Origin of the sequence: Neoalteromonas arenosi (assembly GCF_030362855.1) — a bacterium.
GTDB lineage: Bacteria > Pseudomonadota > Gammaproteobacteria > Enterobacterales > Alteromonadaceae > Alteromonas_E > Alteromonas_E arenosi.
Map to the genome: position 1 here is coordinate 38,061 of NZ_JAUCBP010000006.1, position 18,441 is coordinate 56,501.

Annotated in this window: 14 protein-coding genes; 7 read left to right on the forward strand and 7 right to left on the reverse strand. The window is 46.4% G+C overall.

All coding sequences use genetic code 11. The features are described from left to right. The first annotated feature begins 26 nt into the window (after positions 1–26). From QTP81_RS04395 to QTP81_RS04405, 3 genes are read left to right on the forward strand one after another with little or no spacing between them, the layout of a single operon-like run. Positions 27–581, forward strand: a complete 555-nt coding sequence (locus tag QTP81_RS04395; protein WP_289364001.1) for a PH domain-containing protein — start codon at positions 27–29, stop codon at positions 579–581. Beyond that, positions 565–2,094, forward strand: coding sequence for a PH domain-containing protein (locus QTP81_RS04400; RefSeq protein WP_289364002.1), 1,530 nt, complete (start codon positions 565–567; stop codon positions 2,092–2,094). The genes QTP81_RS04395 and QTP81_RS04400 overlap by 17 nt, the downstream gene beginning before the upstream one ends. Positions 2,095–2,098: 4 nt before the next feature. Continuing rightward, a complete protein-coding gene (locus QTP81_RS04405; protein ID WP_289364003.1) occupies positions 2,099–2,776 on the forward strand; it encodes a cytochrome b/b6 domain-containing protein in 678 nt (225 codons plus the stop codon). 60 nt (positions 2,777–2,836) lie between these two features. Here QTP81_RS04405 and QTP81_RS04410 read toward each other — a convergent pair whose 3' ends face one another. The 4 genes from QTP81_RS04410 to grpE form a co-directional block, all read right to left on the reverse strand. After that, on the reverse strand, positions 2,837–3,319 hold the full coding sequence (locus QTP81_RS04410; RefSeq protein WP_289364004.1) for a c-type cytochrome: 483 nt from the start codon (positions 3,317–3,319) through the stop codon (positions 2,837–2,839). Positions 3,320–3,446: 127 nt separating this feature from the next. Then, the gene (gene dnaJ / locus QTP81_RS04415; protein ID WP_289364006.1) at positions 3,447–4,583 is read right to left on the reverse strand and encodes a molecular chaperone DnaJ; all 1,137 of its coding nucleotides are present in this window, start codon (positions 4,581–4,583) and stop codon (positions 3,447–3,449) included. A 117-nt stretch (positions 4,584–4,700) separates the two neighbouring features. Beyond that, positions 4,701–6,626, reverse strand: a complete 1,926-nt coding sequence (dnaK, locus tag QTP81_RS04420; RefSeq protein ID WP_289364008.1) for a molecular chaperone DnaK — start codon at positions 6,624–6,626, stop codon at positions 4,701–4,703. Positions 6,627–6,727: 101 nt separating this feature from the next. Then, a complete protein-coding gene (grpE, locus tag QTP81_RS04425; protein WP_289364010.1) occupies positions 6,728–7,369 on the reverse strand; it encodes a nucleotide exchange factor GrpE in 642 nt (213 codons plus the stop codon). A 182-nt stretch (positions 7,370–7,551) separates the two neighbouring features. Between grpE and QTP81_RS04430 the strand changes: the two genes are divergently transcribed. Continuing rightward, on the forward strand, positions 7,552–10,926 hold the full coding sequence (locus QTP81_RS04430) for a PAS domain-containing hybrid sensor histidine kinase/response regulator (protein WP_289364011.1): 3,375 nt from the start codon (positions 7,552–7,554) through the stop codon (positions 10,924–10,926). Between the two features lie 19 nt (positions 10,927–10,945). On the opposite strand, the gene QTP81_RS04435 is transcribed toward QTP81_RS04430, so the two are convergent. From QTP81_RS04435 to QTP81_RS04445, 3 genes are all read right to left on the reverse strand, one after another. Then, positions 10,946–11,467, reverse strand: a complete 522-nt coding sequence (locus tag QTP81_RS04435; protein ID WP_289364013.1) for a hypothetical protein — start codon at positions 11,465–11,467, stop codon at positions 10,946–10,948. 214 nt (positions 11,468–11,681) lie between these two features. After that, positions 11,682–12,329 carry a response regulator transcription factor gene (locus tag QTP81_RS04440; RefSeq protein WP_289364014.1) on the reverse strand — a complete coding sequence of 216 codons (648 nt, stop codon included), beginning with the start codon at positions 12,327–12,329 and terminating at the stop codon, positions 11,682–11,684. 67 nt (positions 12,330–12,396) lie between these two features. Next, positions 12,397–14,703, reverse strand: a complete 2,307-nt coding sequence (locus tag QTP81_RS04445; protein ID WP_289364016.1) for a TonB-dependent receptor — start codon at positions 14,701–14,703, stop codon at positions 12,397–12,399. Positions 14,704–14,895: 192 nt separating this feature from the next. On the opposite strand from QTP81_RS04445, the gene QTP81_RS04450 reads away from it, so the two are divergent. From QTP81_RS04450 to QTP81_RS04460, 3 genes are read left to right on the forward strand one after another with little or no spacing between them, the layout of a single operon-like run. Then, positions 14,896–16,191, forward strand: coding sequence for a GntP family permease (locus QTP81_RS04450; protein WP_289364017.1), 1,296 nt, complete (start codon positions 14,896–14,898; stop codon positions 16,189–16,191). 12 nt (positions 16,192–16,203) lie between these two features. Then, positions 16,204–17,391, forward strand: coding sequence for an E22 family MetX-like putative esterase (locus QTP81_RS04455; protein WP_434532966.1), 1,188 nt, complete (start codon positions 16,204–16,206; stop codon positions 17,389–17,391). 41 nt (positions 17,392–17,432) lie between these two features. Continuing rightward, positions 17,433–18,431 carry an extracellular catalytic domain type 2 short-chain-length polyhydroxyalkanoate depolymerase gene (locus QTP81_RS04460; protein WP_289364019.1) on the forward strand — a complete coding sequence of 333 codons (999 nt, stop codon included), beginning with the start codon at positions 17,433–17,435 and terminating at the stop codon, positions 18,429–18,431. Positions 18,432–18,441: the final 10 nt, after the last annotated feature.

Below are 18,441 nucleotides of genomic sequence, written 5' to 3' on the forward strand. Positions count from 1 at the left end.
ACCGAAATGAGATTTTTTTTGTATTTATGAATCCTAATGTAACGAGCGAAGAGCTCCCTAGTATTGAAGACTTGGTGAAGGTGCCACTTGCAAGGCATTACCCGCTTATTAGTATGCTTACCTATGCCGTTATCGATCTGACGGTAGTGGCTGCTGGAGTTGTTGTGTTGTTACAACCCTTTATTGCCGTAGACCAGAACACCCGTGATACCCTATCTATATTGATCATCGCCGCACTGGGATTGGGTGTGCTTAGTTGTGTCTATCAATGGTTCGCAGCAAAAGCCAAAGCTTATGCGCTGCGAGAGCATGATATATCATTCTACAGCGGTATTATTTTTCGTCATGTGAGTACACAACCGACTAACCGCATTCAACATGTTGAAGTAAGCCAAGGTCCAATTGAGCGGTTCGCCAATCTGGCAAAGCTACATATATATTCTGCTGGAAGTGCCATGCAAACCTGTGTGATACCTGGGCTGGAGAAAGGTAAAGCCAATCAATTGCGGCAGTTTTTGCTTAACCATGTAAACACAGAGTCATACTCAAGCGCCGCTTCAGATAATGATGAACTCATCTGATTTACAACAGCCAATGGGGAGCTGGCAGCGCGTACACCCTGTTGCGTTGATTTATTTTGCGGTCCAATTTCTAAAGGGTTTAGTGAGCCAGCTTTTTGTATTGGTACCAATTTTTATCGGTTTGCGCAGTGCGCTAGATTCAAACCCTGCAGCTATTATCGGCATAATGATTGGCGCATCTGTGCTCATGATTGCTTATGCCATTGCCGCTTTCTTGGCATTTCAATTTCGCGTTAATCAAGACAGTGTCGAGATTCACAAAGGGGTGTTTAAGCGCCTTAAACTCAATTTACCGTTCGACAAAATCCAAGACGTGAAACTAGAGCAACCGATTTATTATCGCTGGCACAATACGCGAGTTGTGATGCTTGATACGGCGGGGTCGGCTAAGCAAGAAGCCATTATCGTGGCCTTACCAGAAGGCACTACGAATGCCTTGCGTGACCAAATTCAACAACAGAAAAATCAACAGCAAACCAGCACTGTGCCATCCTCTGATTCGCAGCTAGAGGATAATGAGCAAGGAGAGGTGCTTAACCGGCGTAGTATTGGCGATCTCATTATTCACGGCATCACTAACAATCGCGTTTGGATCATCCTTGGTGCGTTTTCGCCCTTTATCGATGATGCGATACGCTATTTAGACAATTATTTGGCCGACTCAGATCTAATTGCCATGTATTCCATTGAGCAACAAGGCTTGGTGTTGTATCTCACCTTTGTATTATCAACCGTATTGCTCATATTTTTGTTTATTACGTTGTTATCAGTCGTTGGTGCAATTATCACGTTTTACGATTATCGCTTAGTAAAACTAGAGGGACGTTTACGCAGGTTAAGTGGCTTATTAACTAAATACCAAGTCAGTATTAACATATCGCGTATTCAGCATGTGGAATACAACCAAGACTGGTTAGATGGGCTGTTTGGCAGAATCAACCTAGTTTACAAGCAAATCAGCCATACATCACAACGAGCGGTTAATGACCAAAGTTCGTTGATGGTCCCTTCAGTTACTGCACAACAGAGTGTTTTGTTGGGTCAAGCTGCTTTTTCTCATAATAATCCATTTGAGCAATCCTACCAACGCATCAGTAAGCGCTTTATTATTAAGTACTCAGCATTACTCACCTTGCCCTTTACTGTAGCGATAGTCACTGTCGTATTCTTATCCGATGTATCCGCAATGCAATACTTGTGGTTATTCGCTCCGGTTGTATTACAAGGCTTAATTGTTTTGCGCTGGTTCCGTTGGGGCGTTTACCATGACCAAACGCATTTATATGTTCGCAAAGGCTTTTTTGGTGTCGACCGATTAGTTTGTCCATTGTGTAAGCTTCAGCAAAGTGACTATGCTCAGAGTCTCTTTCAGCGTCGAGTCGGTCTGGCCAATATTAAATTAGGCTTAGCCTCGAGTGTGATGACGGTGCCGATGATTAAACAAACAACGGCGTTAAATATTATTAACCGCGCGTTGTATAACACTGAGTTTAGCCAACAGAATTGGATGTAATTGTATGAGTCAAAACGTACTAATTTGGGACTTACCTACCCGCTTGTTTCACTGGTTATTAGTCGCGGGTATTACAACACAGTGGTTGACTGCAGAATACTTAGACAATGCCATCGATTGGCATTTCACCATAGGCTATTGCTTATTAGGGCTCATAGCCTTTCGCTTAGTTTGGGGTCTATTGGGAACGCACTATGCGCGTTTTAGTAACTATCCTTTGCATCCAATCAAAGGTATCCATTACTCGAAACAATTGTTGCGTAAAGACAGTGAAGTATATGCCGGTCACAATCCAATCGGCAGTTGGGCAGTTATTGCCATGTTGCTAATTATAGCGCTACAAGCAATCAGTGGCCTGTTTGTAACCGACGATATTTTTTCTGAAGGGCCTTATTACAGTGTTGTATCTGCAGAAGTTAAAGACGTCATGGCGTTTATTCACTTTAACTTTTTTGACGTTTTATTGTGGATAATTGGTTTGCATATTGCTGCAGCGTTGTTTTATCAATTCTACAAACGTCAAACCATAATCACTGCGATGTTTAGCGGCAAAAAAGAAACAGATGCACAGGGCATCACGCAACAAAAATTGTGGTTGGCACTTGTCATTGCGATAGCAGTGGCTGCCATGACCTATTGGCTCGTTATTGTTTTACCACCGGAGCCTGAGTTTTATTACTAATCGACAATAGACGACCAAGAGTCAGAAGGCTCTTGGTCTAAAACGATTTGTCACTGTAAACTATTCAGCTTTGTAAGCGTCGTGACAAGCTTTACAGGTTTTTCCAACATCGCCAATAGCGCCGCGATACAAACTGTCATCACCCGCCAGTACAACCGCTTGCAGGGCGCGAGAAGCTTCGACTAAATCATTCGCTTTGGCTGTAAAATCATCCATATTTTCCCATATCTTGGGCAAGGCTTCCGTGTCCACACCAAAGCCTGTCGTATCAGTTGCCATATAGTCAGGGATCATCATACCTAGCTGTTCTAAACGCACAGCGTTTGTAGCAATAACGTCTGCGTTCATTGGGATGTCGCCACGCGCCATGCCTCCAAGGGGCCCCATATTACTGCGAATGAGCTGGAACAATGCTTGACGGAATTGCGTAGCATTTGCCGCTTGGCGCTCGCTTTTGGCTTCTTCTGCTGTTGCGCTGCCAATAAACGCGATACTTCCTATAGCTATAGAAGCTGCCGCTGCTAGTAGGGTGAGCTTTTTCATTAGATGTCCTTACTGATTGTGATAATTGGTTAATTTAATTGTTAGTTACACAAAATACGAGTGTTTAGACCATAAAAAAGCCCCTGAAATTTCAGAGGCTTTTTAAATTCAAAGGTTTTTTGTGTGATTAATTAGTCAGATCGTCAAAGAATTTTTTCACACCGTCAAAGAACCCTTGCTCTTTCGGGCGATGCTTAGCTGCGTCTTTGCCGCTGCCCATTGACTCGTCTAATTCCTTGAGTAATTCTTTTTGACGCGATGAAAGATTAACAGGTGTTTCAACCACAACCTTACACATTAAATCGCCAATTGCGCCACTGCGCACAGACTTCACACCTTTGCCGCGCAATCTAAACATGCGGCCAGTTTGCGTTTCTGCACCAATTTTGAGTTTTACTTTACCGTCTAGGGTTGGAACTTCCAGTTCACCACCGAGTGCAGCAGTCGTGAAGCTCAAAGGCACTTCGCAATATAAGTTGTTACCATCACGGGTAAATATTTTGTGTTCTTTTACATGTACTTGCACATATAAGTCACCCGCTGGTGCGCCGTGTTCACCAGCTTCACCCTCACCGGATAAGCGTATGCGATCGCCGGTATCGACACCGGCAGGTACTTTAACAGAAAGTGTTTTGGTCTTTTCAACGCGGCCATGACCATGACATGCATTACACGGGTCACTAATGATCTTGCCTTTACCCGAACACGTTGGACAGGTTTGCTGAACTGCAAAAAAGCCCTGACGCATTTGCACTTGGCCGTTGCCGTGACACGTTGGACACGTCGTCGGAGTGGTGCCCTTCTTCGCCCCTGAGCCATCACATACCTCACACTCAACCAGTGTTGGAACACGGATCTCAACATTCTTGCCGCGAACCGCTTCTTCAAGTGTCATTTCAAGGTTGTAACGCAAGTCGGCGCCTGAACGCGCACGTGACTGACGGCCACCTCGACCGCCGCCGAAAATGTCGCCAAACACATCGCCAAAAATGTCACCAAAATCAGCACCACCACCGAAACCGCCGCCCCCACGGTTCGGATCAACACCGGCATGACCGTATTGATCGTACGCCGCGCGTTTTTGATCGTCAGTCAAAACCTCATGGGCTTCTTGAATTTCTTTAAACTTCTCTTCGAGTGCTTTATCACCAGCTGTGCGATCGGGGTGATACTTCATAGCCAACTTTTTGTAGGCTTTTTTAATATCACGTTCACTCGCGCCTTTATCGACACCCAGAACTTCGTAGTAATCTCGTTTTGACATTGTTTGTGCTTGTCCCACCTTCTACAACAGGTTTTAACGCCCGTATGTTGGCAAAAAGGCGTAGGCAGAAAGCTGCTACGCCTATTTGCTATCTCTCGTCGTGCTTAAGACCGACAATTACTTCTTGTCGTCTTTCACTTCTTCGAATTCAGCGTCAACGACGTCGTCTTCAGGCTTAGCGCTCTGCTCAGTGGCATCTGTTGCCTGCTCGGCACCAGCCTGCTGAGCATTCGCTTGGGCGATTTCCATCAACTTCGCAGACGCTTGGATAAGCTCCTGAGTCTTCGCTTCAATCGCCTCTTTATCTTCGCCTTTGATCGCCGTTTCTAGCTCACCAATCGCCGCTTCGATTTTTGCTTTCTCGTCCGCAGGTAATGCTTCACCAGCTTCTTCGATTTGCTTGCGAGTACCGTGAACCATACCATCAGCTTGGTTACGCGCTTGTACTAGCTCTTCGAACTTTTTGTCAGCTTCTTTATTGGCTTCTGCGTCTTGAACCATTTGTTCAATCTCAGAATCGCTCAAACCAGATGACGCTTTAATGGTGATCTTCTGCTCTTTACCCGTGTCTTTGTCTTTCGCAGACACGTGCAGGATACCGTCAGCATCGATATCGAAAGTTACTTCGATTTGCGGTACGCCGCGCGGTGCTGGACGAATACCTTCTAGGTTAAACTGACCTAGTGACTTGTTACCGCCCGCTTGCTTACGCTCACCTTGAAGCACGTGAACGGTAACCGCTGACTGGTTGTCCTCAGCCGTTGAGAAAGTTTGTGATTTCTTAGTAGGAATCGTTGTGTTCTTCTCAATCAGAGCAGTCATTACACCACCCATGGTTTCGATACCCAAAGACAAAGGTGTAACGTCTAGCAGTAGTACGTCTTTAACGTCACCTGACAATACGCCACCTTGGATTGCCGCACCGACTGCAACAGCTTCGTCTGGATTCACGTCTTTACGCGGCTCCTTGCCGAAGAACTCAGATACGTACTTCTGTACTAACGGCATACGCGTCTGACCACCAACAAGAATGATATCTTGTACGTCGCTCACGCTTAAGTCAGCATCTGCTAGCGCTTGCTTAACAGGTTCAAGAGAAGCCTTAACCATGTCTTCTACCAATGACTCAAGCTTAGCGCGAGTCAATTTGATCACTAAGTGCTTAGGACCTGACGCGTCTGCTGTGATGTATGGCAAGTTAACTTCTGTTTGCTGTGCAGAAGACAATTCAATCTTGGCTTTTTCACCCGCTTCTTTAAGGCGCTGCATTGCCAAAGGATCTTTGCGTAAGTCAACGCCTTGATCTTTCTTAAACTCTTCAACCAAGTAATTGATTACGCGGTTGTCGAAGTCTTCACCACCAAGGTGAGTATCACCATTAGTCGCAAGTACTTCAAACGTGTGTTCGCCGTCAACTTCATCTATCTCGATGATTGAGATATCGAATGTACCACCACCTAAGTCATACACGGCAACAACGTTGTCGCCAGACTTCTTATCCATTCCGTATGCAAGAGCAGCGGCAGTTGGCTCGTTGATGATACGCTTAACGTCAAGACCGGCAATTCGGCCAGCGTCTTTCGTCGCCTGACGCTGTGAATCGTTAAAGTAAGCAGGTACTGTAATTACCGCACCCGTTACTTCCTCGCCAAGATAGTCCTCAGCGGTCTTTTTCATTTTTTTCAATACTTCGGCAGAGATTTGTGGCGGTGCCATTTTCTCACCCTTCGCCTCAACCCATGCGTCGCCATTATCAGCTTTAACAATGCTAAACGGCATGATGTCGATGTCGCGCTGAACTTCTTTATCTTCAAAGCGACGACCGATTAAACGCTTGATCGCGAATAATGTATTTTGCGGATTAGTTACCGCCTGACGCTTGGCCGGTTGACCAACAAGCGTTTCACCATCGTTTGTGTATGCGATGATAGATGGCGTAGTGCGATCGCCCTCGGCGTTTTCGATCACTTTCGCTTTGTCGCCGTCTAGAACTGCGACACATGAATTTGTTGTACCTAAATCGATTCCAATGATTTTACCCATTGTGTGTCTCCAAAAAACTGTTTCTAAATACCTGCGTTAGTTGTGGGGCTATTCAACAAAATTTCAATGTTTACCACGAAAAAAACGCACTAATTACTCAATTATGCTTGGGTATCTACGCCGCCTTCTGGCGCTCTCGATACCATTACCATGGCTGGTCGTAATAACCGGCCATTAATTTGATAACCTTTTTGCATCACCGCCATAACTGTGTTGGCAGGCATGTCGGCAGATTCCTGCATCGACATAGCCTGATGCATCTCAGGATTAAACGGCTCACCTTGCGGATCAATAATGGTCAACCCATTCTTTTCAACCGTGCTGACAAACGACTTCATGGTTAGCTCAACACCCTCCAGTAAAGGCTTGACCACTTCATTGTCCGCATCTGCCACTTGAATCGCGCGTTCGAGATTATCAATGACTGGTAACAACTCGCCGGCAAACTTCTCCAATGCAAATTTACGTGCTTTACTGACTTCTGCTTCGGCACGTCGCTTGGCGTTTTCCATCTCAGCTCGAGCGCGTAAGACACTTTCTTGCTGACCATCAATCGTGGCTTGCGCCGCAGCTAATTCAGCTTCGAGTGCTGCAATGATTTCTTCTGGGGTTTCTAATTCCCCTTCAACGTCAGTGTCAGTCGCTTGCGCGTCAACTGCTTCGTTTGCTACCTCTTGCTGCAACGCCTCCTCAGAGGCAGATTCAGCTGCTGCGTTTTCTTGCACGTCGCGTGGTTCGCTCATGCATCCCTCCAGTCTAATAACCTGCTAAAACTCACTTTGGGGGCTAAATGGGGTTTGATTTTGCGGGTTCAAGGGTAACCCCACCACTTTTATGGATAATTTTTGCGATTGCTGGTTAAAGACTTTGGCTAACCAGTGATTTCTGTCATGATAAACCTATCGAAATCAATGAAATAAACGGTATGTTTAGTCTTTGGGTTGTGTCCGGCATTGTCGTGCTTTACTTGCTGGTATTGTTTGCGATTGCATTCTTCGCAGACCGCAAAAAGCAACAGCACCAGCAGCACCCGTATATATATAGCCTTGCATTGGGTGTGCATTGTACGTCTTGGGCTTTTTTTGGTACCACCACCCAAGCTGCGCAATACGGCTGGGCATTTATACCGACCTATTTGGGCATGATTATCGCTTTTGTGTTTGGCTTTGAGTTAATTCGCCGTATTGCACAATATTGCCAAACCCATCAGATAAGCTCATTGGCCGACTTTGTCGGTGCGCGTTACAACAGCCAATTTAGTATTGGTGCCTTGGTAACTCTGGTCTGTTTTATTGGTGTCATTCCCTATATCGCCCTGCAGCTTGATGCGATAACCCTATCATTTAACTTGATCGCTTCTGATAACGTTGCAAACACCTCTACCGTCGGTATTTACGTTGCTGGTCTAATGGCTTTATTCGCAATCTTGTTTGGGACGCGGACACTAAGTCTTACCGAGAAGCATCCCGGCTTAATGACGACCATTGCGTTCGAATCAATCATTAAATTGGTCGGTATCCTGATAGTCGGATTTTACACCTGTTATATATTGTTCGACGGTCCTTTGGATATCTTTGTGCAAGCGGCTCAGAACGCCGAGGCACGTCAAACTCTGACCAGCGAAAGTGCCACGTGGGTATACGTATGCCATACATTATTGGGAATTTGCGCAGCGTTTTGTCTGCCGCGGCAATTCCATATCAACTTCGTCGAAAACAACGGTGAAGATGAGCTGCGAACCGCTCGTTGGTTGTTTCCAACCTACTTGGTGCTGATGAGTCTGTTTATTTTACCCATCGCTTTGGCGGGTGACATCGTACTCGACAGTGCCACCTACTCCACAGATAGTTATATTCTGGCTATCCCCATCGAACAAGAGCAAGCCTTTGTCGCTATTACTGCGTTTATTGGCGGTCTAGGCGCCGCCACCAGCATGGTTATTGTCGCTACGCTTGCACTGGGGATAATGATCGCTAATAACCTCGTCACACCGCTGTGGTTGCGCTTGGCCCTAAATAAACAGCAAAACAGACCATTGCGTACTCAGCAAGTATTAACGATCCGGCGGTTAACCGTGATCATAGTGTTGGCCGTAGCTTATTGGTATCACGTAAACATTAGTCAAACCGCCCCCTTAGTACAAAGTGGCACAGTCGCCATGGCCCTGCTTGCACAAGTAACTCCGGCGATACTGATGCCGTTCTTTTGGGCGCGTAGCAATGCGTTGGCGGCTTGGCTAGGCATTATAACCGGGAGCGTGTGTTGGGCGGTGCTCATCCTGTGGCCAAGTATTACCGCGAGCTATTACTTCGATCCAGTGCCCAGCGATGCTGAATTAGCGAGCGCATTCATTATGAGTTTGTGCGCCAATGTTTTAGTGCACGTCATTATTACATGGTTGAGTAAACCGCGTGAGACGGCTAATCAGAACAGCGAAAGCCAGCCTCATTTGATGATTTACATGCGCGATTTAGATGCGCTGTTAAGACGCATATTGCCCGCGCATGAAGTTCAAGATTTATTAGCAACCACTGCAGAATCTCCAAAAGCTATTGCCAGCGCGCCCATGTTGAGTCATTGCGAGCGGCGTTTAGCCTCACAAGTGGGGATTGCCGGGGCGCGTATTTTACTGTCCACTATAGCGCATGGCCGCGGATCCAATATGCATGAATTGGTTGACTTGGCCGAACGCGCCTCGCAAACGCTGCAATTTAATCACGAAGTTCTGAAGTCTTCGGTGCAACATATCCAACAAGGGATCAGTGTTCTAGATAGCAATTTAACCATGTTAGCGTGGAACGAACGTTATCTGCAGTTATTTGACTATCCAGAGGGTTTCATTAATGTCGGGATGCCCATCGAAGAGGTGTTGCGTGCTAATGCCAAACGCGGATTATTTGGCCAGCAAGCCGACATAGAACAGGAAATTGCCAAGCGAATCGATCACATGCGTACTGGACGTGAATACAAATATGTACGCCGGCAAAGCGATAAACGCACAATAGAGATTAACGGCCGACCGTTACCCGGCGGAGGCTATGTTACGACTTATGCAGATATCAGTGAGTACATTCAAATTCAGGAGCAATTAAGTGCAGCCAAAGCACAACTAGAAGAACGCGTTTATGAACGCACTCAGCAATTAGAAATCGCCAAATTGGAAGCCGATGCAGCTAATGTGAGTAAAACCAAGTTCTTGGCGGCTGCAGGGCATGATTTAATGCAGCCTTTGAATGCAGCAGTGCTTTACTCAGCCATGTTAAATCAACTAACAGCATCGAGTAACACTTCGCAGCAAATGCAGGACATTAGTGAGGGTATTCAACAATCCCTCAACAGCGCCGAATCTTTACTTAACAGCTTGCTCGATATCACCAAACTCGACTCGGGTGTACTACAAACGCATATCACGCGCTTTCCAATCAATGACTTGTTTGCCAGTTTAGCAAAAGAATTTCAGGTCATTGCCGCCCAGAAATCGGTTTCGTTGCGCTTTGTAGTGAGTCACTACGTCGTCGAGTCAGACAAAAAACTATTGCGCAGAATATTGCAAAACCTGATTTCTAATGCGATTCGATATACGCGCACTGATGTGCCAGCTAAAGTTATTATTGGGGCTAAACGCAGACCTGGACAACAGCTGCAGTTGATTGTCGCTGACAATGGTATTGGCATAGCTGACGAACAAAAAGCCGCAATATTTGATGAGTTCCATAGGGTCCACCCTGAACATCAAGCCGCGGGTTTAGGTCTTGGACTGACGATTGTCGAGCGTATGTCCTCTTTGCTGGGCCACAAAGTATCGCTGCGCTCTAAACGCCATCAAGGCAGTCTGTTCGCCGTTTCAGTTCCCTATAGTGTGAGTAAAACTGACGCACCTCAAAAGGGACAATTGTTACCGGCACAGCAAGATTCCGCTTCTGAGCAATTCCTCGCCGATTCACACGTAGTATTGATTGAAAATGAACATCAAATACAAACAGCTGTTACCGCTCTATTGCGACAATGGGGCGCTACGGTGACAGTGGCAGATTCACAACAACAGCTGTTGAGCAACGTTCCAACTGCCCCTGACTTAGTCATTGTTGATTATCACTTGAATGGCGGAGAAACCGGTATTGATGCTGTGACTCAAGGGTTTAGTCAGTGGGGTAAAAAGGTGCCAGGCATACTCACAACGGCAAATCGCGATGATTCAGTAAAAGATGAAGCGCTTACGATCGGTTTGGATTTTTTACCCAAACCAGTAAAACCGGTGGCACTAAAACGCGCATTACGCCGTTGTTTGACAACAACCTAATGCGCTGCTCTGAATTGAGTTATTGAACTTCGACAAGCTCAGAGACTGTGAATTTCGAAAAACGGCCATTTTCAATATCAGTCATTGCAACATCAGCAGTAACAAAACCGTAGTTATAATCGCCGCGAGTCAGCATTGGACGCTCGAAGGTTACAAACATCTGATTGTCTTCTTGCCAGCGGAAATACAGTTGCTGCCCTTGTTTAACTTCGATTTCAGCGGCGTAAAACGCATCATCGCGATAGTCAAAGGGCGTCTCTTTGCTGTGTAAAGAGACTTTGTGTACACCCGGTTGCAACGGAACGACTGTCACTGAGCCTGTTGTAACTAAGTGAATGTCCTGACCATTGACGCGCATTAATGGCAACACTGACTCAGCAGTCACATCGTGATCACTGTATACAAACAGAGCGGTTTGTTGTTGATAATTAAGCACTTTGCCTAAGGTGTTATTATCGAATTCTGCTGTGGAGTTACAACCAGCGAGACCCAGTGCAAGCAAACTACAAAAAACAATGGAAGTAAAATTGCGACGTTGCATAATCAATCCTTTTATCGTGGGAACATACCTTTAACGCAGATAAATTATGCGTTGACTATGAGTATGTCGCTGACAGCTAGATTGTCAACGCCGTTCGTCACAGAGATTATTTTGTGAAGGTAACCGCCTACAGAAAGAACTCTGGCAGCAAAGTGCACTGACTGTCTGCCTTACGCACATAAAGGCTAACGCCTAAATTTGCATGCTGTTAATTCTACAACTGTAAAGTTTGTTTAAACAGCACCCCAGCCTGGGTGCGATTAATAACCCCAAGCTTTTTCAATACCGCTGATACATGTTGCTTTACTGTCGATTCTGATATGCCCAAATCATAAGCAATTTGCTTATTTAAACGACCGTCAGCGAGCATTTTAAGCACATTGAATTGATGCGGTGTAAGCTGGCCTAAACGCTCTAAAAAATCGGACTCTTCAGCTGTTTGAGTCTCAGCGTCCAGCGAAATATGCGCCGGTAGCCAATTATCACCGTTGAGTATGGTTTTCACCGCTGTCACCATATCGTCTAACGACGTGGATTTGGGTATATATCCGCTGCTGCCAAGCGCGACGGCTTTTTTGATCACCGCAAGCTCTTCTTCAGCAGACACTATCACTACCAGAGTATTAGGAAATTCATTGCGAATTTGCGTCAGTCCCGTCAAACCGTGGTTACCGGGCATCGACAAATCTAAAAATACCAGCTCTATATCTGGGTTTTCGCGCAAGCACTGTTGTGCTGCGCTAAAATCTTCAGCTTCGAAGAGCTCACCACTGACAACATCGGTTAACGCAGCACGCATTGCCGCTCGAAACAAAGGGTGATCATCAGCGATCAGCATATGAGTTTGTTCTGTAATCTGCATGAGCAAAAGTCTATCACAAAAAAGGCGGCCGAAGCCGCCAAGGTACCCACAAGAAGACCGTAATTACTTAAAAGCGATAACCAACCGTTAAGTGGATAGTCCGCGGATCGCCGTAATAGCCAATCAACGTTGTATCGCCGCCCAAACCTGCACCTAGGGTACCGTCATCGTTGCGGGTGACGAAGTCATAGCCACCGATAACATACTCTTCATCAGTTAAGTTTTTGCCGTGTAGACTGGCATACCAATCACCTTCAACACTCTCCCAACTGACGCTTAAGTTAACCATGCCGTATGCGTCTTGTTGAATTAAGTCGCTGGTTTCAAAAATCAAGTAATCGTCACGACGATAGTAATTGGCGTTAAACACGAAATCACCAATGTCAGACTCTAATACATACGCAGCAGAGAAGTTATACGTAAGCTCAGGTGTGTTCGACAAACCAATCAGTGGTGGGATCGCATCGTTTCGCTTGATCTCAAAGTCGATATAACCGACTGACAAACCAAACTGTAGATTGTCAGTTGCAACATAAGTAAAGTCCGCTTCAATGCCATCCGCAGCTGTTTCAGCGGCATTACGCAAACGCTGCAGCAATGCTGTAGGATCATTGCTGTTGCCTTCAATACCAATGTATTGGCGGTCTTTGTGATCGTAAGTAAACACCGCAATATTGGCGCGTAAATTATCGCTCCAATCGCTCTTCATACCAATCTCGATTGAGTCTACGATTTCTGGGTTTACGCCAGGCTCATTAATTGTTGCTCGCGGATTGAATGTGCCTGATTTAAAGCCCTGTGAGTAACTGGCATAAAACATCACATCTTTACTCATCTGATATTCAACCCCCACGCGCGGGGTAAATCGCGACCAACTTTCAACCGCTGGGGCATCGAGAATGCCATCACCATCGGTGTCGGTACCTAAAACTTGAGGAATGATATCTCCTGTAGGGCGCTCATAACCTGGGATCCAACCTGAATACGGGTAGACATTATCGAAAATTAAGCCATTGTTTACGAATGCTGATTTTTCTTCGTCGGTATAACGCGCACCGACCGACAACGAAAGTTGATCAGTTAGGTTGAAGTTGGCTTGGGAATATACCGCCCAGCTCTCACTATTGTTGCAACCAGTAACTTCGCGGGTTAAACCTGGAACCGCAAAGGCGACTCGTCCAAGGAAACCCAGAATCGCATCAAAGTTACCGCATGATTCACCATCGTAGAAATACAAGCCACTGACTAATGAGAAATCGCCACTACTGTAGTTTGCTTGTAACTCGTGGGTGGTATTGTCGTCATCGTACTCGGCTGGCACATCGAAAATATCCAGCGGTGTATTGTCAAAATCAATGTTTGTAGGCGAGTAACTCTCACGGGTTGAACCGATATACTTCAACTGTAAATTGTCGGAAAAGTCGTGACGGATCATCCAGCTAAACCCTTCTAACGTCACTTCATTGAACGTCGGCAAGCTAGTGTAAGAATCAAACACGCTATCGGGCACCGGAGCATCTGTTAACAAACTGGGAAGCAAGCGATAGCCGCCTTTGGCGTTTGAGGTGTCTTTGGTTTTATCCCAGTTAACGCGCACAAACCAATCGTCAGCTGGGTGGAACTCCATGGACAATCGCGCCGCCCACAAATCCTTGTTGTAGTTTTCCAAATCCTGATTTGGCAAAGCCGATATTAGATATTGGCCGAAGCCGTCGCGGCTCAGGTCAGCATAACCAAAACCGATGAAAAACTTATCTTCAATTACCGGGATTTGCCCCGTAACTTTGACATCTTTTTGCGAGTAGCTTCCGATAGTACCTTGCACATTAAAGGTCATGTCACCGGTCATTTCTTTGGTGACGTACTTTACCGCACCACCAATGGTATTTTTACCGTACAAAGTCCCCTGTGGGCCACGCAGAATTTCAATTCTCTCGACATCAAGCAAATCTAAAACAGCACCTTGCGGACGTGCCAAATAAACATCATCAATATAAATACCTACACCAGGCTCATATCCCCAAAGAGGATCCTGTTGGCCTAAGCCCCGAATAAATGCTGTTAATGTCGAGTTAGTACCACGACTCGCTTGCAGCGTAGTATTGGGTGAGAATTGCTGTAGCTCTGTCAGTACCGAAATACCCTTTTGTTCGAGCTCTACCGCACCGATAGACGTAATCGCAACAGGTACTTCTTGCAGCGACTCGACAGTTTTCCGCGCTGTGACTTCGATGCGTTCTAGTTTGCCAGTGTCGGCTTCAGAACCGTCTGCTTGCTGCGCTAACGCACTGCCACTGGCGCTTAGTAAGGCAGCTGCAACAGCAGTTGCACACGCGCTTTGAGTGAAGCGTTGAGGGTAAAATTGTAATTGCATAGTGTTGTCCCTTAGGGTTTCCTGTAATTGTTGTAATGCGTCTATCAGGGCTACGGTCTGTTGTTAAATCTATGTGAAAATATCGTTAAGGTATGTAGTACGATGGTACTATGGGCAAACTAATCAAAATTTCTCACTATAGCCACTGTTTTCAAGAGGCTGCGGTCACAGTACTCAATTAGGAAACGCATTATGCTCAGTTTGATCGGTCTTGTTGGAGGCCTTGGACTACTTATATTTTTAACTATTCGCGGCATGAATCTGTTCATAGCTGCTCCGTTGTGCGCGTTGATCGTGGCGCTCACCAGCGGCTTGCCGATCTTTATCGGGGATGGAAACTTTGTTACTACTTACATGCAAGGTTTTACCGGCTTTATCGCGTCGTGGTTTTTCATGTTTTTGCTCGGTGCATTATTCGGCAAGTTCATGGAAGATACAGGTGCCGCAGACGCGGTGGCTAAGTGGATTGTTGACAAACTAGGCTTTCATCGCGCCGTACTGGCAGTAGTTTTGGCGTGTGCAATTTTGACCTACGGTGGCGTAAGCGTATTTATCGTAGCATTTTCGGTATATCCGATGGCATTGAGTTTATTCAAAGACGCCAACTTACCCCGGCGATTTATCCCCGCCACCATGGCATTTGGCTCGGTGACCTTTACGATGACCTCAGCAGGCTCACCTGAAATCCAAAACTGGATCCCAATCAAATACTTGGGTACCAGCCCATTTGCCGCGTGGGAGGTCAGTTTCGTTGTCGCGGTGTTTATGGCGTTGTTCGGCTATTGGTGGCTGAAAAAGATGATTGGCAAAGCGGTTGATAACGGCGAAAAATTTGAAGTTCGCAGCAGCGACCCAGAAATTCCCGTACGCGATTACCCTCACCCGATGACAGGAATAATTCCTTTGATAGTGGTGCTGATCTTATCTTTTACTCTGCACGAAGCATTAGCTCAATTAGCATTGATTGTAGCCCTTGGGGGTGGTGTGTTGACGCTAATGGCGATCAATTTCCAACATTTTCACAATTTACCACAGGCGGTAAACTTAGGCACCACCGGGGCATTGTTGGCGATCGGTAACACCGCCGCTGTCGTTGGCTTTGGCTCGATTGCCAAAGCGACCGCAGCGTTTCAAACGACCGTAGAAGTGATGACCCAAATTCCTGGCAATGAGCTGATCGGCGCCGCAATTGCAGTGAGTGTCATCGCAGGTTTGACCGGTTCTGCATCCGGTGGACAAGCCATTGCTTTGCCATTGGTTGGCCCACATTATCTCGACCAGGGTGTAGACCCAGAGGAGTTGCATCGCATCGTTTCCATTTCATCCGGTGCATTGGATTCGCTGCCACACAATGGTTACGTCGTTACCACTATTCGCGCCATTTGTGGTGAAACTCACCAAGCCGCCTATTGGCCTTTGGCTGCATTGACCGTTGTTGTGCCGTTGATCGGCTTAGTGATGGCCATCGGCCTATTTAGTATTTTCTAGGATCTGTCAGCTATGCAGCAACTGCTTTTAAAAACATTCATTATGCTTGTTGTTATCGCGCTGAGTATGCATGCGCAAGCGCAATCATTGTTGGTAGAAAAACAGCGATTTGAGATGCCCTCGTTTACATTTTTCAATGGTAAGACGATATCGAATGTCACTGTGGGCTGGGAAAGCTACGGCGAGCTCAATGCGGCTAAAGACAACGTCATTCTGATCACGCATTACTTTACGGGTAATTCTCACGCAGCCGGAAAGTATCATCCAGATGATCCGGCTCCGGGCTATTGGGATGCCATTATCGGACCGGGTAAAGCCATCGATACTGATCGCTTTTTCGTGATCAGCGTTGATTCCCTGGCCAATCTTGGTGTCCATGATCCAAAAGTGATTACCACGGGGCCGGCGTCAATCAACCCTACCACAGGCAAACCTTATGGCTTAGCTTTTCCTGTGATCACCATGCGCGATTTAGTCAATGTTCAAAAAGCGCTGTTGGAAAGCTTAGGTATCCAGCAATTATATGCCGTTGCAGGTCCGTCAATGGGCTCGATGCAAGCGATTGAATGGGCCAGTGCTTATCCTGCTTGGATACCTAGACTTATCTCCGTGATCGGTGCAGCGCACGCTGATGCTTGGACAACGACGTTTTTGGAGCGCTGGGCATTACCGATAAAAATCGACCCAAATTGGCAGAAAGGTGATTATTATGAAAGCCAACCTCCGTTAGCTGGACTCACCGCAGCGTTGATGTTTATTACCCAAGATGCCTTAACACCGGCGTACTTTAATCAGCAAGGTGAAACACTCAAACATCAATCTTTAGCACCTGATGTGCTCAACGATATCAATGCAGAGCACGTTATAACTGCTTGGCTGCGCAAGCGAGCTGAGGCTAGAGCCCAATCGATGGACGCCAATCACTTGCTTTATCTCGTTCGCGCGTGTCAGCTGTTTTTGACCGGTCAGGGACAAGATTTAGCCACTGGACTAGCTCGAATCCAAGCCAAAACCTTATTTATACCCGCTACTGACGACCTGTTGCTTATGCCGTATCACGCTAGAGAAGCACATCAATCACTTGTAGCCAATCAAAGCGATAGTCAATACGTTGAGCTACAGGGTGACTTGGGACATTTAGAAGGGGTCATCGGTATCGCTAAACACGCCGAAACAATCCGTCAATTTTTACAAGATTGAGCCTTCAGTCAGGTAAACCGTTTCAATAAAGGAATAGCATCATGCGAGAAACAAAGACGAAAATTTCCGTCTTACCAGCCATGCTTGGTCTGAGCTTTGCCGCTTCAGCACAATTACCACCATTAAGTCTTGACCTCAGCCAAACTACGGTTAGTGGTTTGTCCTCCGGCGGCTATATGGCGACCCAGTTTCACCTCGCCAATAGTGATTGGATAAGTGGTATTGGTATTATTGGTACTGGACCTTATTACTGCGCGCAAGGCGATATCCGCAAGGCACTTAGCCAATGTGTAGCAACAGCAAACCCGCCTATCGATAATGCGCTATTGCTCGAACAGGCTCAGCAGTACTCAGCAGCAGGGGATATTCCGCCCTTAGATAACATATCTGATGACCGCATCTGGATTTTGCACGGGTTATTTGACCAAACCGTAAATCGATCGGCAGCCGATGCCGTCAATGAGCAATATTTAACCTGGACAGCACCTGACAATGTTGAGTATATCGATGACAAGCCCTTTGGTCATCACTTCCCTACACTATCGAATGGTTCATCATGTTCAGCATCGGAATCACCGTATATCGCAGCCTGCGACTATGACGCGGCGGGTGAAATGCTCAACCATTTGTACAGTGAGTTAAACCCGCCTGTGGAAGCAGACGAACGACTGTTTACTGTTGATCAAGTCGCGCTTTCTGGTGACAGTGCAATGGGACTAGCTGAACAAGGCTATGTGTTTATTCCAAAGAGTTGCGAAAGTGAATCCTGCCGCGTACACGTAAGTTTTCATGGCTGTAAACAAAACGCAGAAGCCGTGGGCAACAGTTACGCGCAGATGACTGGCATCAACCAATGGGCAAACAGCAACAATATCGTTGTGCTATACCCACAGACCAAATCCAGTATGTTAATGCCGCTCAACCCCCACGGTTGCTGGGATTGGTGGGGTTACACCGGTAGCGACTATGCGACTAAAGACGCAGTGCAAATTCAAGCCGTAGTGAATATGGTAAATGCATTAAATACCCGAACTGAATAATCTAGGAAAT

Excerpts from the sequence above, each read along its gene's own strand:
- QTP81_RS04395 (WP_289364001.1), top strand. The coding sequence starts at position 27 with ATGAATCCTAATGTAACGAGCGAAGAGCTCCCTAGTATTGAAGACTTG.
- QTP81_RS04400 (WP_289364002.1), top strand. The coding sequence starts at position 565 with ATGATGAACTCATCTGATTTACAACAGCCAATGGGGAGCTGGCAGCGC.
- QTP81_RS04405 (WP_289364003.1), top strand. The coding sequence starts at position 2,099 with ATGAGTCAAAACGTACTAATTTGGGACTTACCTACCCGCTTGTTTCAC.
- QTP81_RS04410 (WP_289364004.1), bottom strand. The coding sequence starts at position 3,319 with ATGAAAAAGCTCACCCTACTAGCAGCGGCAGCTTCTATAGCTATAGGA.
- dnaJ (WP_289364006.1), bottom strand. The coding sequence starts at position 4,583 with ATGTCAAAACGAGATTACTACGAAGTTCTGGGTGTCGATAAAGGCGCG.
- dnaK (WP_289364008.1), bottom strand. The coding sequence starts at position 6,626 with ATGGGTAAAATCATTGGAATCGATTTAGGTACAACAAATTCATGTGTC.
- grpE (WP_289364010.1), bottom strand. The coding sequence starts at position 7,369 with ATGAGCGAACCACGCGACGTGCAAGAAAACGCAGCAGCTGAATCTGCC.
- QTP81_RS04430 (WP_289364011.1), top strand. The coding sequence starts at position 7,552 with ATGTTTAGTCTTTGGGTTGTGTCCGGCATTGTCGTGCTTTACTTGCTG.
- QTP81_RS04435 (WP_289364013.1), bottom strand. The coding sequence starts at position 11,467 with ATGCAACGTCGCAATTTTACTTCCATTGTTTTTTGTAGTTTGCTTGCA.
- QTP81_RS04440 (WP_289364014.1), bottom strand. The coding sequence starts at position 12,329 with ATGCAGATTACAGAACAAACTCATATGCTGATCGCTGATGATCACCCT.
- QTP81_RS04445 (WP_289364016.1), bottom strand. The coding sequence starts at position 14,703 with ATGCAATTACAATTTTACCCTCAACGCTTCACTCAAAGCGCGTGTGCA.
- QTP81_RS04450 (WP_289364017.1), top strand. The coding sequence starts at position 14,896 with ATGCTCAGTTTGATCGGTCTTGTTGGAGGCCTTGGACTACTTATATTT.
- QTP81_RS04455 (WP_434532966.1), top strand. The coding sequence starts at position 16,204 with ATGCAGCAACTGCTTTTAAAAACATTCATTATGCTTGTTGTTATCGCG.
- QTP81_RS04460 (WP_289364019.1), top strand. The coding sequence starts at position 17,433 with ATGCGAGAAACAAAGACGAAAATTTCCGTCTTACCAGCCATGCTTGGT.